Origin of the sequence: Ruegeria sp. HKCCA5929 (assembly GCF_013034525.1) — a bacterium.
Taxonomy (GTDB): domain Bacteria; phylum Pseudomonadota; class Alphaproteobacteria; order Rhodobacterales; family Rhodobacteraceae; genus Ruegeria.
In genome coordinates, this window is record NZ_WQGE01000005.1 from 29,676 (window position 1) to 53,903 (window position 24,228).

Annotated in this window: 21 protein-coding genes; 5 read left to right on the forward strand and 16 right to left on the reverse strand. The window is 57.7% G+C overall.

Annotation, left to right across the window (positions count from 1 at the left end; genetic code table 11):
* Positions 1-5: 5 nt before the first annotated feature.
* On the forward strand, positions 6-1,589 hold the full coding sequence (locus GOV90_RS13010) for a bifunctional UDP-sugar hydrolase/5'-nucleotidase (RefSeq protein WP_171091055.1): 1,584 nt from the start codon (positions 6-8) through the stop codon (positions 1,587-1,589).
* A 64-nt stretch (positions 1,590-1,653) separates the two neighbouring features.
* Here the strand turns inward: GOV90_RS13010 and GOV90_RS13015 are convergent, their stop codons facing one another.
* Positions 1,654-3,102, reverse strand: coding sequence for a tetratricopeptide repeat-containing sulfotransferase family protein (locus tag GOV90_RS13015; RefSeq protein WP_254440148.1), 1,449 nt, complete (start codon positions 3,100-3,102; stop codon positions 1,654-1,656).
* The gene (locus GOV90_RS21195; RefSeq protein WP_253284710.1) at positions 3,089-3,451 is read right to left on the reverse strand and encodes a hypothetical protein; all 363 of its coding nucleotides are present in this window, start codon (positions 3,449-3,451) and stop codon (positions 3,089-3,091) included. Before GOV90_RS21195 ends, GOV90_RS13015 begins: the two co-directional genes overlap by 14 nt.
* Between GOV90_RS21195 and GOV90_RS13020 the strand changes: the two genes are divergently transcribed.
* Complete coding sequence (locus GOV90_RS13020) at positions 3,361-4,026, forward strand: SOS response-associated peptidase (RefSeq protein ID WP_171091230.1); 666 nt, start codon at positions 3,361-3,363, stop codon at positions 4,024-4,026. The genes GOV90_RS21195 and GOV90_RS13020 overlap by 91 nt on opposite strands.
* Positions 4,027-4,073: 47 nt before the next feature.
* Positions 4,074-5,126: a tRNA 2-selenouridine(34) synthase MnmH gene (mnmH, locus tag GOV90_RS13025; RefSeq protein WP_171091051.1), complete on the forward strand. Its 1,053-nt coding sequence runs from the start codon at positions 4,074-4,076 to the stop codon at positions 5,124-5,126.
* Here the strand turns inward: mnmH and selD are convergent.
* Genes selD through GOV90_RS13060 form a run of 7 tightly spaced genes read right to left on the reverse strand, consistent with a single transcriptional unit; the run spans position 5,117 to position 13,211 of the window.
* The gene (selD, locus tag GOV90_RS13030) at positions 5,117-7,276 is read right to left on the reverse strand and encodes a selenide, water dikinase SelD (protein ID WP_171091050.1); all 2,160 of its coding nucleotides are present in this window, start codon (positions 7,274-7,276) and stop codon (positions 5,117-5,119) included. The two genes, mnmH and selD, sit on opposite strands and share 10 nt — an antisense overlap.
* A gap of 4 nt (positions 7,277-7,280) precedes the next feature.
* Positions 7,281-7,667, reverse strand: a complete 387-nt coding sequence (locus GOV90_RS13035) for a Na+/H+ antiporter subunit G (RefSeq protein WP_171091048.1) — start codon at positions 7,665-7,667, stop codon at positions 7,281-7,283.
* A 7-nt stretch (positions 7,668-7,674) separates the two neighbouring features.
* The gene (locus GOV90_RS13040; RefSeq protein WP_174825372.1) at positions 7,675-7,947 is read right to left on the reverse strand and encodes a K+/H+ antiporter subunit F; all 273 of its coding nucleotides are present in this window, start codon (positions 7,945-7,947) and stop codon (positions 7,675-7,677) included.
* Positions 7,944-8,441 carry a Na+/H+ antiporter subunit E gene (locus GOV90_RS13045; protein ID WP_171091225.1) on the reverse strand — a complete coding sequence of 166 codons (498 nt, stop codon included), beginning with the start codon at positions 8,439-8,441 and terminating at the stop codon, positions 7,944-7,946. Before GOV90_RS13045 ends, GOV90_RS13040 begins: the two co-directional genes overlap by 4 nt.
* A complete protein-coding gene (locus GOV90_RS13050; protein ID WP_171091046.1) occupies positions 8,441-9,985 on the reverse strand; it encodes a monovalent cation/H+ antiporter subunit D in 1,545 nt (514 codons plus the stop codon). The genes GOV90_RS13045 and GOV90_RS13050 overlap by 1 nt, the downstream gene beginning before the upstream one ends.
* On the reverse strand, positions 9,982-10,341 hold the full coding sequence (locus tag GOV90_RS13055; RefSeq protein ID WP_170751150.1) for a Na+/H+ antiporter subunit C: 360 nt from the start codon (positions 10,339-10,341) through the stop codon (positions 9,982-9,984). Before GOV90_RS13055 ends, GOV90_RS13050 begins: the two co-directional genes overlap by 4 nt.
* Positions 10,341-13,211, reverse strand: coding sequence for a monovalent cation/H+ antiporter subunit A (locus tag GOV90_RS13060; RefSeq protein WP_171091044.1), 2,871 nt, complete (start codon positions 13,209-13,211; stop codon positions 10,341-10,343). The genes GOV90_RS13055 and GOV90_RS13060 overlap by 1 nt, the downstream gene beginning before the upstream one ends.
* A gap of 222 nt (positions 13,212-13,433) precedes the next feature.
* On the opposite strand from GOV90_RS13060, the gene GOV90_RS13065 reads away from it, so the two are divergent.
* Both GOV90_RS13065 and GOV90_RS13070 read left to right on the forward strand, forming a co-directional pair.
* On the forward strand, positions 13,434-13,907 hold the full coding sequence (locus GOV90_RS13065; RefSeq protein WP_171091042.1) for a rhodanese-like domain-containing protein: 474 nt from the start codon (positions 13,434-13,436) through the stop codon (positions 13,905-13,907).
* Positions 13,904-14,728, forward strand: coding sequence for a PHB depolymerase family esterase (locus GOV90_RS13070; protein WP_171091040.1), 825 nt, complete (start codon positions 13,904-13,906; stop codon positions 14,726-14,728). The genes GOV90_RS13065 and GOV90_RS13070 overlap by 4 nt, the downstream gene beginning before the upstream one ends.
* Here the strand turns inward: GOV90_RS13070 and mdoH are convergent, their stop codons facing one another.
* The 7 genes from mdoH to GOV90_RS13105 all read right to left on the reverse strand — a co-directional run bounded on the left by mdoH (position 14,729) and on the right by GOV90_RS13105 (position 24,217).
* Positions 14,729-16,600, reverse strand: coding sequence for a glucans biosynthesis glucosyltransferase MdoH (gene mdoH, locus GOV90_RS13075; protein WP_171091038.1), 1,872 nt, complete (start codon positions 16,598-16,600; stop codon positions 14,729-14,731).
* The gene (locus GOV90_RS13080) at positions 16,597-18,096 is read right to left on the reverse strand and encodes a glucan biosynthesis protein (protein WP_171091036.1); all 1,500 of its coding nucleotides are present in this window, start codon (positions 18,094-18,096) and stop codon (positions 16,597-16,599) included. The genes mdoH and GOV90_RS13080 overlap by 4 nt, the downstream gene beginning before the upstream one ends.
* The gene (locus GOV90_RS13085; protein WP_171091035.1) at positions 18,093-19,310 is read right to left on the reverse strand and encodes an OpgC family protein; all 1,218 of its coding nucleotides are present in this window, start codon (positions 19,308-19,310) and stop codon (positions 18,093-18,095) included. Before GOV90_RS13085 ends, GOV90_RS13080 begins: the two co-directional genes overlap by 4 nt.
* A 28-nt stretch (positions 19,311-19,338) precedes the next feature.
* Positions 19,339-20,709 (reverse strand): tetratricopeptide repeat protein, encoded by a 1,371-nt coding sequence (locus tag GOV90_RS13090; RefSeq protein ID WP_171091033.1) that lies wholly within the window; start codon positions 20,707-20,709, stop codon positions 19,339-19,341.
* Positions 20,710-20,888: 179 nt separating this feature from the next.
* Entirely contained in the window at positions 20,889-22,073 is a 1,185-nt protein-coding gene (locus GOV90_RS13095; RefSeq protein WP_171091031.1) for a CaiB/BaiF CoA-transferase family protein, read from the reverse strand.
* Positions 22,060-23,679 (reverse strand): thiamine pyrophosphate-binding protein, encoded by a 1,620-nt coding sequence (locus GOV90_RS13100; RefSeq protein ID WP_171091029.1) that lies wholly within the window; start codon positions 23,677-23,679, stop codon positions 22,060-22,062. Before GOV90_RS13100 ends, GOV90_RS13095 begins: the two co-directional genes overlap by 14 nt.
* A 79-nt stretch (positions 23,680-23,758) precedes the next feature.
* Entirely contained in the window at positions 23,759-24,217 is a 459-nt protein-coding gene (locus tag GOV90_RS13105; RefSeq protein WP_171091026.1) for a DUF302 domain-containing protein, read from the reverse strand.
* Positions 24,218-24,228 lie beyond the last annotated feature (11 nt).

The window sequence follows — 24,228 nt, forward strand, 5'->3', positions numbered from 1 at the left end:
TCAGTATGTTGACCCGATTCTTGGCGTCTGCTGCAATTCTTGGCCTAACTGCCGGTATGGCGGCGGCCGAATATAAGTTAACCATTCTGCACACCAACGACATTCACAGCCGCATCGAGTCGATCAATAAATACGACTCAACTTGCGACGCTGAGGATGAAGCGGAAGGCAAATGTTTTGGCGGGGTTGCGCGCCTCAAGACGATCGTTGATTCCCGTCGTGATGCGCTGGCGGATCAGAATGTTCTGCTGCTGGACGCAGGCGATCCTTTCCAAGGGTCGTTGTTCTACACCACTTACAAGGGCGCAGCAGAAGCCGAGTTTATGGAAGCGATCGGCTATGACGTCATGGCCGTGGGGAACCACGAATTCGACGACGGCCCTGAAGGTTTGGCATCGTTCATTGAAACGGTCAGCTTCCCGGTGATTTCAGGCAATCTGGACCTGTCATCGTCGGCCGAGCTGAACGGCAAGGTTGAAAACCATGTTGTGCTTGATATCGGCGGCCAGAAAGTCGGTATCATCTCGGCGCTCGCCACGGATACGGTTGAGACGTCCAGCCCCGGCAAGGACGTTGTGTTTCAGGACGAGATCGAAAGCCTGAAGGCGGATGTGGCGGCACTGCAGGATGAAGGCGTCAACATCATCATCGCCTTGAACCATGTGGGTCTGGCCAAGGATCTTGAGATCGCAGCGCAGGTTCCGGGCCTCGATCTGGTGGTCGGTGGTCATTCGCATACTCTGTTGTCGAACACGCAGGAGGGCGCGGCCGGGTCGTATCCGATGATGGTTGGTGACGTGCCGGTGGTTCAGGCTTACGCGTATTCAAAATACCTGGGCGAGATCACCCTGACCTTTGACGACGACGGCAATCTGATTGCAGCCGAGGGCGAACCCATTCTTCTGGACGCCTCGGTCACGCCTGACGCTGACATCGCTGCCCGCGTGGCCGAAATGGGTGCGCCGATTGAAGAGATGAAGCAACGCGTTGTTGCAAACTCAGGCGCAGCAATTCAGGGCGACAGGTCGATCTGCCGTGTGCAGGAATGTGAAATGGGTAACCTTGTGGCCGACGCGATGCTGGCCCGTGTCGCCGATCAGGGGGCGCAGATTGCAATTGCCAACTCAGGTGGCCTGCGTGCGTCTATCGACGAGGGTGATGTAACCATGGGCGAAGTGCTGACGGTTCTGCCGTTCCAGAACACGCTGTCCACTTTTGAGATCACCGGCCAGACCGTCATCGACGCGTTGGAAAATGGAGTCAGTCAGGTTGAAGAGGTAAAAGGCCGCTTTCCGCAAGTTGCGGGCCTGAGCTTTACCTGGGATCCTAGCGTGGCCCCGAACGAAGGCCGCATCAGCGAAGTCATGGTGGCCGAAGGTGACGGATTTGTTCCGATTGATCCGAACAAGACTTACCTTGTTGTGACCAACAACTATGTGCGCAACGGTGGCGATGGTTATTCGATGTTCGAAGGTGACGACAAGAATGCCTATGACTTCGGCCCCGATCTGGCCGATGTCACAGCCGAATATCTAGCGGAAAACGCGCCGTATCAGCCCTATCTGGACGGGCGTATCAAGCAGAAGTAAATTCTGCCACCTGAAACAAGAAAGCCGCATCCGGGTGATGCGGCTTTTTCTGTTTCACGGCCTGTCAGCTGAAATCGTATTCCGGCCAAAGCGATGGGTCCAAGTCGTCCAGCATAGGGCGCAAATGTTCGGAGACGCTCTGCCATCCACCAATGGATTTGGTTGAGATTTTATTGCGAACCTGATCGATGCTAGCTGTTCTGACCTGTTTGGTGTTTTGCTCGGGTCGCATCATGGCCTCGCTCCATTCAATGCCGCAAAACGCGGCGACCTGTTTGCTGTAGGTCTCCGGGTCGGCCACCAGCTTCTCATAAGGAATGGTCAGGATGTTTTCGCCAAACACGGACTGCCAATGCGCCATGTACTGGCGGTACAAGTTCGCCGAATGAGCAATCGACTGCAGATTTGACGCATAGCGCATCCCGCCTGCAGGAAAGCGGCGAATCCACTTGGACAAGCCGACATCGCGGGGATCTCGCAGCATGTTGATTATCTTAGCATTTGGGAACGCGGCCAGCAGGAACCCCACTCGCTGAAAATTGTGGGGCATCTTGTCGACAAAGGCGACCGAATCCGCGGGGATTGGCGGCATTAGCTTACGGAATTCCTGCGCAAATTCGGTTGCCTTCGCGGCGGTGAAAGCGTTTTTACCGTTCTCGAAGTCTTGGGATAAGTCCGCGCCCAGCATTAACTCGCCACACCCAGCAATATGTGGCGCAGAACTAAGCATCATTTCCATCAGTGTGGTACCAGACCGCGGCTGCCCAAGTACAAAGATCGGTACCGGTGAATCGTTGTTGTCAGAGGTTTGAATGTCTTCGCCGAGCGGGAACAGGCTTGTGATATTGCGAAGTTTTTTCTCTTCTGCAGCAAAGTTATATGGATTGCCGTCGTGCTGAATCGCATTGGCGTAAGCAAATTGCGACAGCGCCGCGTCCAGACCATCGGTTTGGGAAATCAGATGTGCTTTGGCGAACTCAAGCTCCACCAGCACGTTCTCGTTACTGGCGATAGCGATCTCAACTGCGTCCATCAGGTTCACCGCATCCTCCTTGCCGACCATTGTCGACAATTGCAGCAATGTCGGGGCGTGCTCAGGATTTTCCTCAAGGATACGGTGTAGAATCTCGGTAGATGCTTCTTTATCGCCGCTTTGGTGCAGATTTACGGATTTCTGGAAGGAGATCTTAATATTGTTCGGGTCCAGTTCATAGGCACGCGCAATATCACGGGAGTTTTCATCGACAAATCCAATCTTGGAATAGGCTCGGGCCCGCTTGGTCAACAAATCAGCATTGTCGGGGTCATTGGCCAGCTTGTTGGTTGCGTGTTCAATGATCGAACGCCACGATGTACCTTTGAGGTGTATCTCATCCAGAACTCGGTTCAGTTCCTTGTTGTTGGGGAACTGTTCCAACTTTTGTTCGGTGTATTCCAGCGCTTTGGGAAACTGGCCGATCTGCATCAGAGCGTTGGCGAGGTTTTCCACGAATTGCGGATCATCCGGTTTCATCCGCGAGGCTTCGACGAAATGCGGAATGGATTTCTTGTATTGTTTCATCTCGGTCAGAACAAAACCGGCGATGGCGTGAAAGTCCGAGTCCTTGGGGAATTTCTTGACGCCCAGCTGCGCCTTTTTCAAAGCCTGTGGCAACTTTTCTGCTTCCAGAAGGGAAATCGCTTTGCTCTTGAGGGATTGAGTCGTTTGGTTTTTCATGTGACCCGTAAGATCCTGCGCCTGTATCAAGAATGTATCGATGGTTCATTACCCATGTGTGGACGGTTTGCAATAACTCTTCCCAATGACGCCATGGCGCAGCTGTTTTCTGCACGGCCGGCAAATACGCTGCCAGCAGTTCCAAACTTTAATGTTTGTCCGACAAATCAGGTACATGTGGTGCGCAGCGGTGAAACAGGCCGCCATCTGGACGGTTTGCGTTGGGGATTTCTGCCACACTGGTACAAATCTGAAACGGCTGGCCCGTTGTTGATCAATGCGCGGTCCGAGACTTTGGCGGAAAAACCAGCCTTTCGTGAAGCCTGCCGGTCGCGCCGCTGCCTGATCGCGGCCACCGGGTTCTACGAATGGACGAAAACCGATCAGGGCACCCGACTGCCGTGGTACATCCATCGCAAGGATGGAGCCCCGATTGCCTTCGCGGGCGTCTGGCAGGATTGGGGACCACAGGAAAGCCGACAAGGCACCTGCGCTATCGTGACCACAGGTGCAAATGAAAATCTCAAGACAATACACCACCGGATGCCCTTGATCCTTGAGCCTGAAGACTGGCCATTGTGGCTGGGCGAGTCGGGGAAAGGTGCCGCACGGTTGATGCAGCCGGGTGACGAGGGCGTGCTGGCCTACCACCGCGTCGACCCGACGGTGAATTCCAACCGGGCCAGCGGACCCGAACTGATTGAACCTTTCGACGGCTAAGGGCGCATGACCTTTTCTTTCGAAACTCGGCAAGCTAGACCACTGGTATGGCTTTGAAATTCCCTGATCTGACCAAGCTTCACGCGCATAACTTTGATACGGTTATCGACGTGCGCAGCCCGGCCGAGTATGCCGAGGATCATTTGCCGGGTGCTATAAATCTACCGGTTCTGAACAACGAAGAGCGCGCTCGGGTTGGGACCATCTATGTTCAGGAAAGCCCGTTTTTGGCGCGCAAACTGGGGGCCGCGCTTGTGTTCCGCAATGCGGCCAATCACATCGAACAGCGCCTCAGCCATCACGCGGGTAGTTGGAGACCATTGGTCTATTGCTGGCGCGGTGGTCAACGTTCTGGTTCGTTCACCTGGATGTTGCAGCAAATCGGTTGGCGCGCTGACGTGGTCGAAGGCGGCTATCGCACCTATCGCCGGTTGGTGAATGCGTATTTGTATGATGATCCTCTACCGCATCGATTGATCGCCCTGGATGGCTATACCGGAACGGCCAAGACGGATCTGTTGGCTCTGTTACAAAGGCGCGGCGTACAGGTTCTCGACCTTGAGGCATTGGCCAATCACCGGGGATCTTTGCTGGGGGAAAGGCCAGGCGGACAGCCCGCGCAAAAGGCGTTTGAATCGGCGTTGTCCGGCGCACTATGCGCTATGGACCCAGCGCGCCCTGTTGTGGTCGAAGCGGAATCTTCGAAAATCGGCAGTCTGATCCTGCCGCCCAGCCTTTGGACCGCGCTATGCGCGGCCCCCAGGGTGCAAATCACAGCGCCGATTGAAGCGCGCGCCGCCTATCTGGTGAGGGCCTATGACGACATCCTGTCTGACAGTGATCGTTTGCGGGATCGGCTTTCTCCGCTGCGTTTTCATCGCGGACATGACGTTGTCGATGGGTGGATGCACCTGATCGATGCGGATGAAAAACACGCGCTGACACAGGCGTTGATGGAACAGCACTATGATCCGGCCTACACCAAATCACGGCGGTCGCGGTCCGTACAGGTATTGGCCAACATCAACATTGCGACATTGGACGATGACGGCCTTGCAACGGCAGCGTCTCAAATCGAAAGCCTGTTGGATCAGCTTTGAAGGCGCATGCCCGGAGTATCAGTCAATTCGCCAATGATTGCGGCGGGGTACCCTGCGGCCTTCAAGCCCTGAATCAGGGCATCGGCTGCTGCCGCATCGACAGCCGCTAGTAAACCACCAGCCGTTTGCGGATCGAACAACAAAGCGGCTTTGCCTTCGGCGGGCAGGCCCATGGCAATAGCCCGGTTGTCGGCAAAGATCGTTGACCGCATACCTTGTTCAGACAGCTCCAGCGCACCATCCATCACCTCAATCGCGTCCAGATCAAGCACGGCACCGCAGCCTGAGGCGTCGCAGATACCTTGCAGGTGTCCGGCTAAACCAAACCCGGTCACATCCGTCATCGCATGGGCTTTGGCCAGAATACGTGCCGCCTCTCCCTGCGGTTGGGTCATCTGCTGATAGGCCGCTGCGACCCAGGCTCCGTTGGCTAGACCGGCCATTTCCGCAGCCATCATAACGCCGCTGCCCAAGGGCTTGGTCAGGATCAGACGGTCCCCCGGTTGCCCACCCGCCAATGTTACAGGAGGCGTTTCACAAAGGCCGGTTATCGTAAAGCCGATGGTCATCTCGTCGCCCATGGAACTGTGCCCACCCACAATTTCGGCCCCGGCCTCTTTCATCACCTTGCCCGCGACTGCCATGATTTCTGCCATGGTGCGGCCTTGAAGACTGGCGGACATACGAGGCAGGATGATCGTTGCCGTTGCGGCCTGAGGCGTAGCTCCCATGGCCCAGATATCCCCCAACGCGTGCACAGCAGCAATGCGTGCCATAAGGGCGGGATCATTGGTGAAAGCCCGCAGGTGATCCGAGGTCATGACCTGCTGAACGCCACCCGTCTGTAACAAAGCCGCATCATCGCCGGGCAGGGGGGTAATGTCCGAGCGGGTCGGGGCGGGTTGCGATTTCAGAGCGGTCTGCAACGCGTCGCGCCCGACCTTTGCGCCGCACCCTCCGCACATGGGTTTTTCCCCCAGCGACTCATCCAGCCCAAAGGCCCGGTCGCGTGGTAATGCTGGAGGCTTCATCTGCGGCAGGTTTCGAAACCTGTTCATGAAGGTTTGGTCGATGTGGTTCTTCCATTTCCACATGATCGGACCGCTGAAGGATGTCCCCAAACGTTCACCAAGCGCGGATTTGCCGCCCAAAGAAATCAGTTTGAGGTAATCCTTCTGCGGGACATACCTGCGAATCCGTCCCGCCCCCAGCGCGGCACGCAGATTATCAAAAAGAACGGGCGCTTCGCGCACCGCGTAAACGCCTGCCTTGGGGCGCGGATTATCCGACAGGTGGGCGCAATCTCCGGCTGCAAAAACAGCGGGGTCGCTGGATTGAAGATGGCCGTTCACCCGGATGTACCCGTCCTGCAGATCCAGCCCAGTATGTGCGATCCAGTCATAAGGGCGCGCCCCGGCGGCTCCGGTGACGAAATCTGCAGGTATTGCGCGGCCGTCCTTCAGTTCCACGTGATCCGCGTCGATCCGGGTGATCACTGCGTTTTCGATGACGTCCACACCCAGATCCTGCATGGCGCGGCGGATCGTGGCCGCCGCCTTGGGTTTGGTGGCCGTCAGGATCGAGGCATTATCGATCAGCGTTATCCGCCCCGCGCGCCCCTTTGCTTTGAGAGCATGGGCCATGGCCATGACCAATTCGGCCCCGGCAACGCCCCCGCCGATCACCGCGACTGACGCAGGGCCATCGTGATTAAGATAGTCAGCCCACCGCGCAGCAAATCCGCCCAGAGGTTTGGCTGGAATGGCATGTTCGGCAAAGCCCGGCAGAGCGGGCATGTCCGAAGTGATCCCGACATTGACTGACGCCACATCAAACCCGACCGGCGGGTGTCCGGGAACATGCACCTGATGTGCGTCGGTATCGATCCCCTCAACCGCACCCAGAATAACACGAGCGCCTGCGAAGCGCGCGAGTTTCACCAGATCAATGTCCAATTCCCGGCGATCATAATGTCCGGCGACAAATCCGGGTAGCATCCCGGAATATGGCGCGGTTGGACCGGGGTTGATCACTGTCACCCGTGCCCCGGGCAGGGGGTTCATCCCCCATTTCCGCAAAAGCAACGCATGGGTGTGACCTCCGCCAACAAGAACCAGATCGCGGGTTAAAGGTAGCGGAGGTGAGTGCATTGGGTTAATTCGCGCTATGGTCCGGGACGTCCTCGACCTGCTCGACCGCGTGAGTGGCCCAAAGCTCATCCTCACCCGCATCCGGCAAATCGCTGGGCTTTTCATGACGATGAATGTGCCATTTGGCAATGAACAGGGCCGTGATCGGTGCCGTCAGGAACAAGAAAAGCGTGATCAGAAGCTCATGCAATGACAGTTTGCCTTCCAGCAGGACGGAATGCGTGATCGAGGCCAGAAGCACACCGCCCACGCCCAACGTCGTCGCCTTGGTCGGCGCGTGCAGGCGGGACATAGGGTCTTTTAGCTTGATCATGCCGAAGGAACCGACAAAACCGAAGATGCCCGACATGATCAGGAAGACGGCGATCAGAATTTCGACGAGTAATGTCATGCCGCCCTCACTCGATAATGTTGCCGCGCAACATGAAGCGCGCGTAAGCCACAGTTGAGACGAAGCCGAGCATGGCAATGATCATGGCAGCTTCGAAAAAGATTTCGGTGCCCTGATCCAGACCATAGAGGATCATCAGGGCGATGGTGTTGATCACCATCGTATCCAGCGCGAGAACGCGGGTGCCAACGCCGTCTGCGGTGATGATCCGCCAAAGGCACATCATGATGGCAGCTCCGAAACAGGCAAAGGCAAACAAGATGGCATATTCCAAAATCATTCGAAAATCTCCTTCAACCTGCGCTCGTAACGCTGCTTGATCTGATCGCGCACCTCTTCAGGGTTGGGGGCGTCAAGACAATGCACCAAAAGGTTATGCCCTTGCGCCGACAGATCGCAGCTGACGGTGCCTGGGGTCATGGTTATGGTGCCCGCCAGAACGGTGATCGCCTCTGGCGTGCGCAGTTCCAACGGGACACAGACCCAGTTGGGTTGGCGGTCGGCATCGCGTTTGAACAGGATAATTCGGGCAACGGTGATGTTTGCTATCACAATGTCCCAAAGCACGACCAGCATGTACTCTGCCACCATCGGCCAATTGCGCAGCTTGGGACGATCCGGCCAGTAGGGCTGCGTAATAAAGGGGATGATGATCCCCAAAATCAGACCAAACACCAAAGAGTTCAAAGACCCGTTATTGGCCAGCAGCACCCAGACGAGCGTCAGCAAGAAAGTCAGATGAGGGTGCGGAAAGATCCGGTGGAGCAGTTTCATCATTCTTCCCTTCCCAATACGGCAGAGATGTAGTTTTCGGGCGCAAACAGCTGAGCTGCGGTCTTGCTTGTGTATTCAAGGGCCGGACCTGCAAACAGGGTCAGCAGGATCAAACCCGCCACCAGTCCAAACACGGCTGTGATCGCAAGGCCGAGTTGCGGTTCTGGGGCGACCGGTGCTGGGACCTCTTCGTCTTCGACAGGCTCTTCGATGGTGACGACCTGCGTGTCGTGGCTTTTCCAGAAGATCAACGTTCCCGCGCGCGCCAGCCCAACGATGGTGACAAAAGACCCGATCAGAATAACAGCCCAGACCGCTGTTGCATCCGATGCATCGCGGGACGCGTCCAGAACCAGCAGTTTACCGATGAAGCCCGAAAGCGGTGGCATCCCTGCCATTGCGATGGCTCCGACAAAGAACAGGGCCGAGATCAGGCCACTTTGGGGCATCGGAGCTGTGGGTGCGATGGCACCGCCGCGACGTTCCATCACCAGATCCGCCACCAGGAATAACAGCGCAGTCGCAAGCGTCGAGTGGAACACGTAGTAAAGTGCCGCCGCCGTCGCATCCGGCGTGAATTGCGAGATTGCGATCAGCAGGGTACCCATCGAAGCGATGGCGCAAAATGCCACCATGCGGGCTATGTGCTGAGATCCCAATATGCCGACGGCCCCAACGGCCAAGGTCAAAAGCGCGGCAGGTTGCAGCCAATCGCCGACCAATCCCTGGGTCGCTTCAACCTCTGGTCCAAAGGCCAGCGTGTACATCCGAATGATCGAGTAAGCACCGACCTTGGTCATGATCGCAAAAAGGGCGGCAACCGGTAGGGGGGCGTTGGCATAACTGGCGGGAAGCCAGAAATGCAGGGGCAACACGGCGGCTTTGATACAGAAAACCAAAAGCAAAAGCACAGCGCCGACCCGTAGCAAAGCCGTGTCTTCAGCCGGAAGCTCCGCCACACGCAGCGCAATGTCGGCCATGTTCAGCGTGCCGGTGACGCCATAAATCGTGCCCAGGGCAAACAGAAACAGGGTCGAGCCCAAGAGGTTGTAAGCCACATACTGCACGCCCGATTTCAAACGAACCGAACCGCCGCCATGGGTCATCAGACCGTATGAGGCGATCAGCAGGACCTCGAAGAACACAAACAGGTTGAACGCGTCGCCGGTCAGGAAAGCTCCGCAAACGCCCATAAGCTGGAAATGGAGCAGTGCGTGGAAATGTTTCCCGCGCTCGTCCCAGCCCGACGCTATGGCATAAAGCACAATGGGTAAGGCCAGCAGCGCGGTCAGCAGAACCATCATGGCTGAGAGCCGATCCAACACCATGACAATACCGAAAGGTGCAGGCCAATTGCCCAACTCGTAGACCAGAATTTCACCACCCGACGCTTGCGCGGTGATGGTCAGGGCAATGCCCAGCAGGGCAATGACACCGGCGACCGAGAAGATGCGCTGCAGGTCCAGATGATACCGCAGGACCATGATGATGAACGGGGCCAGGATCGCGGGAAGGACGATCGGCGCAACGATCCAGTGGTTCATGCGTCTTCTCCCGGCGCGTCAACGCTGTCCTGTGGGCTCATGTCTATATGGTCATCCTTTGAAGACAGGTAGGCCGACAGGGCAATCATCACGATCACGGCCGTCATCCCGAACGAGATCACGATGGCTGTCAGCACCAGCGCCTGTGGCAGCGGGTCGGTATAGGGTACGTCTTCGTATTTGTTCAGAACGGCTGGCGCATTCAGCGCGAGGCGCCCTGTGGCAAACAAGAACACGTTCACCGCGTAGGTGATCAGGGACAGGCCTAGAATGACCGGGAAAGTCCGACGGCGCAGGATCAGGAATATCCCGGCGGCGGTCATAATGCCTACGGCAGAGGCTACGAGCGCTTCCATCAGGCCTGCTCCTTCTCTTTATCTTCGTCTTGAGGGGCATCCCGCAGTGGGTTGATATCCATCGGGAATTCCTGCGCCATACCTGGCCGCCACGCAAAGCGCGACAGGCTATCCAGCGCCAGCATCACCGCCCCAAGAACGGCGAGGAAAACGCCCACGTCAAACAGCATGGCCGTGGCCCATTCGAACTCTTCCAGCGGTGGCCAGTTGATGTAACCGAAATCGCTGGTCAGGAAGGGACGTTCGTTGAACCAGGCCCCCAGGCCGGTCGCGGCTGCAATCAGAACACCCCAGCCGATGGTGCCGTGATAGTAGAACCTTTGTCGTTCGATGGCCCACGTATATCCGCTGGCCATGTATTGCATCAGGAAGGCAATTGCGACGACAAGGCCAGCGATGAAACCGCCGCCGGGTTGGTTGTGACCCCGGAAGAAAATGTAGGCGCCAACCATCAGGGCGATGGGCATCATCACACGCGTCGCAACCACCATCATCAGCGGATGAGAATCCCCCGATTGCGGCCAATGCGGTTTTCGGTTCAGAAGATAGCCGCGCACATTCGTGCTCAGAACCGCTTCGGTCAAGGCAAAGATGATCAGAGCCGCGATGCCCAGAACGATGATCTCGCCAAAGGTATCAAAGCCCCGGAAGTCGACCAGAATAACGTTGACGACGTTCGTGCCACCGCCGCCCTTGTACGAATTCGCCAGATGGAAGTCCGAGATTGTCGGGAAGGCAAAGTCCCGCAGCATGATCGCGTAAATCAGCGCTCCGGTTCCGATCCCGGCGACGACAGAAATCGCAGCATCTCGCCACCGTCGTGCGGCTGAACTGTCCCACGGCGTTTCCGTGGGCAGGAAGTTCAGCGACAGAAGCAGCAGGATCATTGTCACCACCTCGACCGAGATCTGGGTCAGAGCCAGATCCGGTGCAGACAGATAGTTGAAGGCGACCGACACGATCAGGCCGACGACGCCGATCAGGACAAGCGACAACAAACGGTTGCGGTGGAACCACATGATCGCCAAGGTCGCGCCAACCAGACAAATCCAGCCGATGATCGGGATGATCTGCGCAGGCAGCGGAACACGTGTTTCAACGCCAATCGTTCCTGTCGAATAGGCGTAGTAGCCCAGACCGACGGTAAAGGCGACGAAGATGATCGCGTAGCGGCTGAGGACACCGTTGTGCAGCTCATCCGTGATCCATTGGCTGAGGCGGGTGAAGGCGTTGATGATCGCTTCGAAAATGACCTTCGCCTCAGGGCGGGGCAGGGCGTTCCATAGCTGCTCACCGCGTTTGTGCATCGACAGCAGGAACAGGCCACCCAGCGTCGCGACAATCGACATGTACAGTGCCGGCACAAAACCGTGCCACAGCTTCAGCGAGTAGTAGGGCAGCTTTTCTCCGCCGATCACCGCGCTGGACACCACGGCGACCAAGGGGCCGACGATCGCAGCCGAATAGAGGCCGATCAGAATGACCAGCACGACCAGGAAGGCTGGTGCAATCCACAGACCGACGGGTGGATCATGCGGATGCGCAGGGTAGTCGTCGCGCTGCGGGCCGAGGAACACGTGGCTCACGAAACGGAAGGAATAGGCTGCAGAAAACAGCGATGCCAGCAAGGCCAATCCCGGCACCAGATAATGCGAGTTCAGCCATGTCGTGTGGACGGTCTCCTCCAGCATCATCTCTTTCGACAGGAACCCATTTAGCGGCGGCAGGCCCGCCATCGACAGGGCCGCGATGGTGCCGATTGTAAAGGTGATCGGCATCAGATGCCGCAATCCGCCCAATCGCTTGACGTCACGGGTGCCGGTTTCATGGTCAACGATCCCGGCGGTCATGAACAGGGCGGCTTTGAAGGTCGCGTGGTTGATGATGTGAAACACGGCGGCGACAGCTGCGAACTTGGTGCCAAAACCCAGCAGCATGGTGATCAGGCCCAGATGAGAAACGGTCGAAAACGCAAGCAGCGCCTTTAAGTCATCCTTGAACAGAGCAATCACCGCGCCCAACAGCATGGTCACCAGACCAGTGGTGGCGACAATATAGAACCATGCATCCGTCCCGGCCAAAACCGGCCACATCCGCGCCATCAGAAACAGACCGGCTTTAACCATTGTGGCTGAGTGCAGATAGGCCGAAACCGGCGTGGGGGCCGCCATCGCGTGCGGCAACCAGAAATGGAACGGGAACTGGGCCGATTTTGTGAAGGCGCCCAACAGGATCAGGATCAGCGCGGGCAGGTAGTAGGGCGAAGCCTGGATCAGTTCTTTGTTTTGCAGAATGACGCTCAGATCATATGACCCCACGATGTTTCCCAGGATCAGCATCCCGGCAATCATCGCCAACCCGCCGCCACCCGTAACGGCCAGCGCCATACGCGCGCCTTGGCGACCTTCGGGCAGGTGTTTCCAATAGCCGATCAGCAGGAATGAGCTGAGTGACGTAAGCTCCCAGAAAATAAGCAAAAGCAGGATGTTGTCTGACAGAACGATCCCGACCATCGCGCCCTGAAACAGCAGCAGATAGGTATAGAACTGCCCCATCGGATCTTCGCGCGAGAGGTAGAACCGCGCGTACAGGATGATCAGCAGACCGATGCCCAAAATCAGCAGGGCAAACAAAAACCCTAGCCCGTCCAGCATAAAGTTCGCGTTTAAACCAAGTCCCGGAATCCAATCGAACCGTGCAGTAACAACTTCGCCGCGCATGACCGAAGGGATGTGGATCAAAAGCCCCATCAGGGCGAGAAACGTCGTCAATGCCGCTGCGGATGCAGCCGCGTTTCTGCCTGCACGGATCAGAAGAGCAGGGAACACAGCACCAAGGAAAGGAAGGGCCGCGATAAGGAATAGGGACAAGTGCGATACTCCGGTCTGAGCGGTCAGGATGAAGCCAATTTTGTAAGGATATTTTCTTGACTGTCCAGATATTGTAACTTCTTCACAAAATTCTACTGAAACACTCAACTATACTGCAACTCTGCGAAAAAATGACGCGATCTTGATCTTGTTCAGGGGTTTGGTGGGCTCCGTTTTCCTCCATCTGTGCTAGATCAACGGGTAGCAATCAGGAGGCATCCCGTGGCCGAACAAGTGGACCGAACCCGCAGGTGGGTGTTGATCGGCGGTGGTGCCGCGGTCGCTGCCGGGTTTGCGATCCGGGAATATCGCTTGATCCCCGAAGATCATGGCGGTGGCCGGATCAGTGTAGCTGCAGCTCATGAACAAGCCCGCGAAGGGCACATCCTGCTAGTCGATATTCGAACGCCGCGCGAATGGCGCGCGTCGGGCGTTGGTGAGGGTGCTACTCCGCTTGATATGCGGCGTGAAGATTTCATCGAAGCGCTCTCGCAACTGACTGACGGTGACAAATCGGCACCCGTCGCGCTGATTTGTGCGCGTGGTGTACGCTCGGCACGATTGAGCAATCAGCTCATCGCGGCCGGTTTCGCCAATATTATTGATGTGCCCGAGGGCATGCTGGGCTCGGCGGCCGGGCCGGGTTGGGTTCGGGCCGGACTGCCGGTTCGTAGATATAGTGAGGATGCAGGATGATCCGAACACTCAGTCTAACGGCGTTTGTTGCCGCTGCCGGGCAGACCGCATGGGCCGGGTGCGCCGGTCAGGATGCTGTATGCGAAACGCCTATGGGCACCTATCACCTCGAATTGCCTGATGCAGATAATCCTCCGATGGTTCTATTCCTGCACGGCTACGGTGGCAGCGGATCGGGCACGATGCGCAATCGCGCAATGGTCGAACCTTTGCTGGAACGTGGCTATGCGGTTATGGCGCCTGAGGGTCTGGAACGACCTGATCGGGGCGGCACCAAAAGCTGGAATTTCTATCCCGGTTTTGGTGAACGAGACGAAACCGCCTTTCTGACTGAGGTTGTGCAAGATGCCGCCAACCGGTTCGGCGTCGATCCCGATCGTGTCCTGCTAGGCGGATTTTCGGCAGGGGGCTTCATGGTAAACTATCTGGCCTGTGAGGCCCCTGATACGTTTTCAGCCTACGTTCCCGTCTCGGGCGGGTTCTGGCGTCCGCATCCCGAGGCTTGCGAGGGTCCGATCCGCATGTTCCACACCCATGGCTGGACGGATAATGTGGTGCCCTTGGAAGGTCGTTTGTTGGGTGGCGGGCGTTTCCAGCAGGGGGACATTTTTGCTGGGCTTGAAATCTGGCGAGAAGCAAATGGATGCGTCGATCACAAACCGAGCGGCTTCAGCGTCACTGAAGATTTCATGCGCCGTCGCTGGACAGGGTGCGCCGAAAGCAGCGCGTTGGAGTTTGCTCTGTTCCCCGGGGGGCACAATGTACCTGCCGGTTGGGCAGACATGATCGTCGATTGGTACGAGGGGTTACCCGGCAGTTGATTATTCCGCCGGGGTCATGTTGCCTTTGCCTTCGACCAACCGCTTGAGCTCATCACGATAGCGGCGGGCCGAGCGAGTGATTGCAGGCTCGCTGAAATCCTCACGCATTCCGACCATTCTGCGTGCAGTGCCTGCAGACACACCGCTGAGGGCCGACAAAGGAATTGCAAGTGCCAGGCTGATGGCAATCGGAGCCAGCCAGATCGAAACCAGACCGGACAGGATACCCACGCTCAGCGCGATGCCACTGATCGTTTCCAGCGCATGGCATAGGACCAGAGTACCCAACCCATAGCTGCCGCCATCACGGGCTTGCGGAGACCAGCCGCGTTGGATGCCAAAGGCCGTACGGAAGACTGCAATCATTTGCTGCACCATCAGGATCGGGGCATAGAGGATGGACAGTAGAACCTCGGCCAGGAACGACGTCAGAAACTTGCGCGCTCCGCCAAAGTCGGAATAGCGCACACCGCTCAGCGGCAGGGCCAGAACACCAAGCACCTTGGGGGCCAGCAACATGGCATACATGACCAGAATGATCAGCACATGCCGGGTTTCCGACATTTCGGGCCATTGCGGGAACAAAGGATTGTCAGGGCTGAAGTAATGCAGGACAGATGCGTCCTGACCCTGACCAATCAGCGCCCACATCAACAGCAGGGCGAACCATAGCGGTGACATCAGGTATCCAACCGCTCCGTGGAACATGTGAAAACGCGATACGGCGCGGAACCCGGTCGAGCCCAGCAGTTTCAGGTGTTGCAAATTGCCTTGGCACCAGCGGCGGTCCCGCATGGCATGATCGATGAGGGTGGGTGGTGTTTCTTCGTATGATCCACGAATGCGTGGCAAAAATCGCACCGCCCAACCGGCGCGGCGCAGCAATCCAGCCTCGACAAAATCGTGGCTCATGATCAGCTTGTCCTGACCGCTGAATGATCGCAACTTGGGCAGGCCAGCGCTGGTGGCAAAAGCCTTGGTGCGGATGATCGCGTTGTGGCCCCAATAATTGCCTTCTTGCCCGCACCAACGCGCCAGACCTTCAGCAAAGGCGATGCCATAGACGCCGTTTGCGAATTGCTGCATCCGGGCAAAGACGGACTGTGCGCCTATGAGTTGCGGATAGCTTTGGATCAGACCCGCGCTGGGATCACGCGCGAGTGCATCGGTCAGTCGATAGATCGCGCGCCCAGTCATCAAACTGTCGGCATCCAGCACCAACATCGCATCCCAATCCGCGCCCCAGCGGCTGACCCAGTCGGCGATATTTCCCACCTTGCGATCGGTGTTTTGATCGCGGCGGCGATAGTACAACTCCAGCCCCGGTGCCAAAGTGGTACGCAGGGCCTCGACACTGGCCTGTTCCTGCGCCGCTATTTCGGGGTCCCGTGTATCGGAAAGGATGAACATGGCATAATGATGCTGTCCGCCACGGGTCTGCAAATCTTCCAGCATGGTGCGGGCATTGCCCAGCACGTTCCACGGCACCTCGTTGTAAACCGGGGTCAGCAAGGCCACGCGCAATGGCTGCGCGCTGTGGCTTTTCTGCGGGCGATCCTGCCGCGACAGGGACACCATACCCAAAAGAACCGTGCAAACCGTAAACGAGATCCAGAAGAAATTGAACGAGATCAGCGCCAATAGGATGGCTTCGATCAGGTTGATGCCTTCAGCGCTGAACCAATCGCTCATCACCCAGAGCAGGCCCAGCGTTGCCGCCATTGCCGGGGAAAACGCCAGTGCGCGCCAGAACCCAGCCGACGAGCCGCGCTTGCCGGAAGGTGCATCCGCATCGCGGAACCGCGCGCCGAAGTTCTGCGCAGGCATCGCCAAAGGGGCTTCTGGCGGCATGATATGCAGATCGCGGCTCATGTGGTCCAACGGTAAAGCCAGACCTCAGAGGCGGGCAGTTTGTCTTTCAGAAGCTGCGCGCGCAGCTCGACATGGTTGCGGTCTCCGGGCTGGAACGAAAAGGCCAGACGTAGGCCACCGGTATCGGGATTGCGTTGCAAAACACCTTCAGAAGTTTCGGCATGGGGCGAGTCAACAAAGATTGAGATCGCGTCGATGTCCTCGAACAGTTCACTGTCTTCAAAGTCAATGACAGCCAGACGGCCCTCGCCGAACGTGTTGTCCCCCATCGCAGTGTTGATGACCCGCGGCATCGGCGTGCGCTGAGGTTCTTCACCCCAGATCAGACGATAAGACATATCGACCTGACTGCCCGCCGCATAGGGCTCAGCCGGGCGCCAATAGGCGACGATATTGTCATAGATTTCCTGATCAGCGGGGATTTCCACCAGCGTCACAGTGCCTTTGCCCCAATCCTGATTGGGTTCGACCCATAATCCGGGGCGCTTGTGATAATTCGCTTCCAGATCGGCATAGTCCGAAAACTCGCGCTTGCGCTGCATCAGGCCAAACCCGCGCGGGTTCGTATCAACAAAAGACGATATCTGCAGGCGGGTCGGGTTGGCCAGTGGCCGCCACAAAACCTCGCCCGCGCCATTGCGGATCAGCAATCCGTCACTGTCATGCACGGCGGGGCGGAAATCGTCGAACCGGCTGTGGTTGGTTTGGTCAAACAGGAACATCGATGTGCCCGGCGCAATTCCGACATGGGGCAGCTCTTCGCGCGGGAACAGCGTGGCCTCAACATCCATGACGCAGTCTGCACCTGCCGTGACGTTGAACCGATAGGCCCCGGTCACGCTGGGGCTGTCCATCAAGGCATGCACAACCACGTTGCGTTGGCCGGGGTCCGGGCGCTCCAGCCAAAAGCGGATAAACTCGGGGAATTCCTCGCCATCGGGATCGCCGGTCTTCAGGGCCAGGCCTCGGGCGGACAGGCCGTAAACCTCATGCAGACCAATGGCGCGGAAATAGCTTGCCCCTTGCCAGACGCAGAATTCATCTGTCTTGCCGGGGCGGTGCATTTCGGTCCGAAGGCGCAGGCCCGAAAAGCCAAGCGTATCGTCGATGGGCAATTGCGGGACATCTTCGGACTTGTCGAACATCGCAAGGTCGAAAGCGACTGGCGTGGTCATGCCGTTTTCAACCGTTTCGACCTTTACGGTACGCGGGAAGTACAAACCAGGAGTGAAGAAATCCACGTTGAACGGGGTCTCGGTCTCGTACCAAAGCGCGCGGTCCAGCCGGAACCGGATCGAGCGGTATTGCTGATAGGTCAGGTCCTGCCATTCCTGGGGAACCATATCGCGTTCCGCATAGGGACGGCTGGCCAGATCACGCGCCATCTTGATCACATAGTTACGATCAAAAGGTACTTCGCCGCCCGTCGCATAGGCGGACGGGGCAAAAGCCAAAGCGGTCGTCGAAACGAGGAATGCGCGACGGGTAAAGTTCATTTCTTGGTCTTCCAGGGTTGTGACTTGAACCAAGCTGCCAAATAGGCAACGCCGATGATCATCGCAAAGCCAATCATGTTGGCGACAAAGACACTGGCAACATCTCGCCCAGATTGGTCCAGAGCAACGCCTATCAGGCGGGCTGCGGCCATGGAAAACACAAAGACTGCAAGGGATTGCTGGCCGACCTTCGTGATAACCGCCAGCAGGAATTGCCAGACGCGCGCGCCCATACTGTGTCCTGTTGCGATCAGGCGGTGGCCATGCTCGCCAGCAGCGACCCAACCCAAATAGGCCAGCGACAAGAAGTGGACATACCGCAGCAGGCCAAATTCGGTTTTTCCTCGCAGGTCTTCGGTTAGGGGCCAGCCTTGGCGGAGTACTGCGCCAAGATCGGGCGCGGCTGTGTTGATCCAGGTAAAGACCTTCCACGATCCGAACGGAGCTGACAGGACAACAAAGGCAATAGCCACCCAGATCAGGGTCTTCGAAACGGGCGGGGCGGGAATCCAGCCGCGCATGAAGGCAAAGCCGGTGAAGAACAGCAATTGCCATCCGAACGGGTTGAAGTACCACTGACGGTCCGACCATGGCTCGGCCGGTAATGCCAATGCGCCGGTCTGAGCAATAAACCAGATGCTGACCGATACTGCTGCCATCAGCCAGAAGCTGACACGATACAGCGCCATGTAAAGCGGCATCAGCGCCAGTACCACAAGATACATCGGCAGGATGTCAAAGTAGTTTGGCACGTAGGTCAGTGTGAAAATCCCAACCATCTGCGAGGCCGGATCGTTGAAAAAATGCTGCAGATTCAGAGATGAGATGTAAGTTTTCTCGAACGCACCGGTCTGGTCCAGCGCAGCCATGGTCATGGCCACAAAGAAGAACAGACAGATATGCGCCCAGTAAACTTGCCAGATGCGGAACGCCACACGTGCCGTTCCCATCCACCAGCCCTTGCGCAAAAACGCGCCGCCAAAAGCAATGGCAGAGGCCATGCCAGAACAGAACACGAAAATTTCTGTCGCGTCGGAATAACCGAACCGCGCTGGAATCCATTTGGCCCAGGGATCGTTTGGGATATGGGCGATGAGGATGATGAACATCGCAATACCACGGTAGAAGTCCAACCGCGGATCGCGCGTACGGGAAGGGGCCGCGGCAGGGGCCGCAGCTGGTGCAAAATCAGAAGCGGGCGATATGGTCGCCATACGTTTTCTGTCCTTCTAGATCGTCTTGTTATTCGGCGGGGACGCTTTGCACGTCGCCGCTATCGCGGGCCGCATCAATCAGGGCGCGGCGTGCGATGGCATAATTGTCTTCGCCTCCAGCACGCTTGGCACGACGGTCGTCCAGAATACGCTCGACCGCGTCCAGACGTCCGGCGCGCAGACCGGAATCGATGGTAATGCGTTCAAATACATCACGTTGCGCGTGGCTGCCACCGGCCAATTGCATCGATCCTCGCGCCGCCAGCAGGTGATCGAAGGCGGTGCCATAATGGCCGTCTCCGAAGGCTTCCAACCCCATGGCTGCGGCAACACCGGGATCAGCCATACGGCGGGTGGTGTCGTCTTTTGCGTGGGCTGCGTCACGGTTCATGCGGCTTAGCATCTTGGAGGTTGCGTCGGCACGATTGTCGCCGGTAAGAGCCAGCAGGTAATGCAGGTCCGCGAAGATCAGGCAGCCATCTTCGGTGCGCGCAGCACTCAGATCGGCCAGTTCTTCCCAGCGGTTGCCGACATCCACGCCCTCAAGCTCAAGCCGGGACAGAAGCGAGGTTGCGTTCGAAATGTCGCGGTAATCGTCGGTCTTGTCCTTGCGGATATGGGCGTCATACAGCTCCATCACCTGATCAACCTGACCCAGATCCAGATGCATCAGGGCTTTGTGCCACCAGACGTGATAGCGGAAATTGTTACAGTGCGCCCAGGCATCTTCGCGCCCTGCAAGCCAATCCAAACCCAGCTGCGCGTTGCCGGTCATCTCATGAACATGGGCCACCGCGTGCAGGCCCCAGGCGTCGTCCGACACCATCCACAGCGCCTGACGGCCTGCGATTTCTGCCTTTTCATAGGCGCCGGTTTCCTCCAGCGCGAAAGAATGACAGCCCAGCAGATAGCCACGGCCCGGATGGTCGGGCTCATAGGCTGGCATCACACGTTCGATCGACCGGCGCATACCTTCGGCATCGCCCAGAACAAATCGTGTTGCATGGCTCAGTTTCATCGCCAGTGTGTCCTGCGGATGATCACGCAGGACCGCTTCGAATTTCCGCACCGCCTGCGTTTGTTGCCCCGCCAAAAACAGCGCTAAAGCGTCCACATACAAACGCTCGCGGGCCGAGATCGGCTGACGTTCCATCGCGGCATTGGCCGCTGCCAGGGCTTCAACCGCGACAGCCATCATCTCGCGTCGGCCCAGCAGCGCCATGAACAGACCTTTGACTGCGTGACCCAGTGCAAAATCAGGTTCAAGCTCAAGCGCTTTGCCCAGATGTTGGGGCGTGACGGCTGCATGCGCCATGAACCCAAGCAGAACACCATTCCAGGCGTCGACCGCAGCCGGCTGGGTCAGGGTGTTCATCTGTCCAAAAACATCTTGTTTCATACTTGGGTCCAATCTGATTGCGGTATTTCACACTGTTCGATGTAACAGAGTGTGAGAGAGGGACGTAACAGTATCGACCCTGCTCTCGAATTGGTGAAATGCCGTGTGCGAAAAAGGCGAAAAAAACCGCCGATTCAAGAGCATGTTTCAGCGAGTTGCCGCCTAAATGTGCAAGTATTTCAATCCTCGAACGGGTTTTCGGCGTTCAGAACTGCTTCAGTATCCGCTCCACACACCGGGGGCGCACTGCGATATGTTACAGGCGTGCGTGACAGATTGAGCGGATTTCCGATCAGACTTACAGGGCCCGGCTGGGCTTGCATGTCGATCTTCATGTGCCGTGCGGCGACTTGTTCGGTGTCGAAAACCTGATCAAGCGTCTGCACCGGGCCAACCGGAACTTTCAGAGCTTCAAGACCCGAGATGACCTCTTGTGTGTCCAGCGCCTGCATCGAGGGCCGCAAGATAGCATTCAACGCTTCCCTATGTTCAAGGCGCGATGGGTTGGTCGCAAATCGGGGGTCTTCGGCCAGTTCGAATCTTCCTAAAAAGCTGCAGAACTTTTTGAATTGTCCGTCATTCCCAACGGCCAGAATCACATGGCCGTCAGCGGTTTCATAAACCTCATAGGGCACGATATTTGGGTGTCCGTTGCCGCGCCGCTGGGGGACATTGCCCGAGGTCAGGTAGTTTACGCCTTCGTTGATCAGCCACGCAATCTGCGCGTCGACGAGCGCCAGATCGATCTGCTGACCTTCACCGGTCAGGTCTCGGTGGCGCAGCGCGGCCAGAATCCCAACACTCGCATACATGCCACACATTACATCTGCGATGCCAACGCCCACCTTCATCGGTGCGCCCTCAGGATCGCCTGTCAGCGACATGATTCCGCCATAGCCCTGTGCCATCAGGTCATAACCCGGCTTGCTGGCGTTCGGTCCGGTTTGTCCATAGCCCGAGATCGAGCAGTAGACCAATCCGGGAAACTCTTTCGACAATGTGGCGTAGTCCAGGCCGTATTTGGCCAACCCGCCGGGTTTGAAGTTCTCGATCAGGATATCCGCGTGTGAGGCCAGGCGACGGATTTCGGCCTGACCCTCAGCGGTAGCGATATCCAGTGCGACGGATTTCTTGTTGCGGTTGGCGGACATGAAATAGGCGCTCAGGTCCGAGCGGTTGCCCTCGGCATCTGTCACATAGGGCGGACCCCATTGCCGTGTGTCGTCGCCGCCTGTGCCGGGGTTTTCGATCTTGATAACGCTTGCGCCCAGATCGCCCAGCAATTGCGTGCACGTGGGCCCTGCCAGAATCCGGCTAAGGTCCAGAACCTTAACGCCCTTCAAGGGGCCTTCAGATGCGGCCATCATAGCCTCCACGCTCAATCTCTGCCGCGATGACAGTAAAAGTGTCCGCCTTTACAGCAGCTTCCAACGCTGCGCGCAATTCTGTCCGGTTGCGAACGGTATGGCCATGTCCACCAAAGGCCCGACCCATGGCAGCGAAGTCGTGGTGGCCAAAATCGACGCCCTTGTTTCCCATTTGTCTTTGACGCTGTTTCAGTTCGATCAGCGCAAGACTTGCGTCGACAAAAACCAAAAAGATCGGATTGCCGCCCATCTCGGCTGCGGTCGACAATTCCCCGGCCACCATCAGAAAACCGGCATCGCCTGAAAAGCTGATGACCGGGCGTTGGGGTTCCGCCAGTATCAGGCCAATGGCCATTGGAACCGCACATCCCATGGTGCACAGCGCCGAAGACTGGATCAGTCCCCGCTCTTCGCTGCAATTCCACATCTGACTCAGCAAAATACGATGTGCTCCGCTATCTGCAGTTGCCAAAGTTTCAGGGGGCAATACTGCCCGCGTTTCAGCAATAACCGCCGCCGGTCCCCAATCTTCGTCATTCGGGAAGGCCTTTGCCAAAGCGGCTTTGACCTGCGAGGGCTCGCCCGCCGGCCACGTGGCCCGCGCCGGATTGCCCTTGGCGATGGCTTCCAGTGTCTCGCCTGTGTCGGCCACCAGATTCAGCCCCGCCTGATGCATGTAGTGATCATTGACCACTGCCGAGATATCGATAACGCGTTTGTCCTCGGGGTCCCAAATCTCGCGCCAACCGGGGCGCATTTCGATTGGGTCATAGCCCAAACATAGCACCAGATCCGACTGTTCGATCAGAGGCACCAGATGCTTGTCCGCCAGCGGCGACAGACCGGCAGCGCCCAGACACAAGGGGTGATCTTCTGGGACCACGCCCTTGGCTTTGTAGGTGGTCACAAACGGGATGCCGAAATGTTCCAAAAACGCCTGCACCACGCTGCGCGAGTCGTCGTACAGAACATCCAGACCGACAATGGCAACGGGACGTTCGGCCTCTGCCACCCAGCGGCGGGCCTTTTCCAAACACTCGCCCCCGGGGCTGACCGGCGCGATCTTGGCCAAGCGGCGGCGTTTCGCCCCGGTCACTGGCGTATCGGCGACCGAAATCGGAACATCGATATGAACCGGGCCGGGGCGCGGTTGATTGGCCAGCGACACCGCCTTGTCCGCGACGATATCCGCGCCTTTGGCCGTCAGGGTGAAGGTGCCCTTGGTGATCGAGCGATAGACCTGCGCGTGATCCATGACCTGATGTGTGTAAGTCAACGCTTCATCCGCATCGACACACCCTGTCAGCACGATCATCGGTACACGGTCCTGCAATGCGTTGGCCACCACGTTGATGCCATTCATCGCGCCGGGGCCAAGTGTTGCCACCAGTATCGCAGGCGCGCCGTCGCGGTGATGCACCGCCTCCGCCATGAACCCGGCGGAGTTCTCGTGTTTGGTCAGGTGAAAGGTGATACCTGCCTTTTCCAGCGCGTCGACCAGTGTCAGAACTTCGCCCCCCGGCATCCCAAAGGCGTGGCGGCACCCTGCTTCGTACAGGCGTTGGGCCAGAAGATCCGCGGCGCGGGGCGAGGGGTCCTGCATAAGTCATGCTCCGAAAAAACCGTTTCAAAGCAGATTGCGGAGGACGCCCCCGGACGCAAGGCGGTTCACGCCAGTGTGACTATTTGACTGCGTCTTGGGCGACAGATTGAAACTTTGTGTCAAGTTCTGTGGCGATGTCCGCCAATGCTTGCCCCCCTTCCGATGCGTAAGGGGCAAAGACAAAGCTGGGGGTTTTGTAGGACAGTGTGGCAGAGCCGTCCTCGTTTTCCGTGACATAAAAGCGGATGGGCGCTTCGATCATCGCATGGGTTGAGGTTTCAAGCACCCGCACGGCGTAGTCGTTGTTGAAAGCTCCGATCACCCGGTTGCCCGGAATGGTGATACCACGCGCGGCCGCTGCCTTGGTGGGGCCAGCCTGCGTCACGACGATCAACCCGTTTTCCTTGATGGCGGCTTTGGTGTCGTCAACCAATTCTGAATAGGGTTTGTCTGTCGGGTAGACGGCCCAGCCTTCCGGCGCGTCCTGCGACCAGACGGGCGAAGCGATCAGGCAGAGCAGGGGAATAAAGGCTTTCATGATCACGTCTC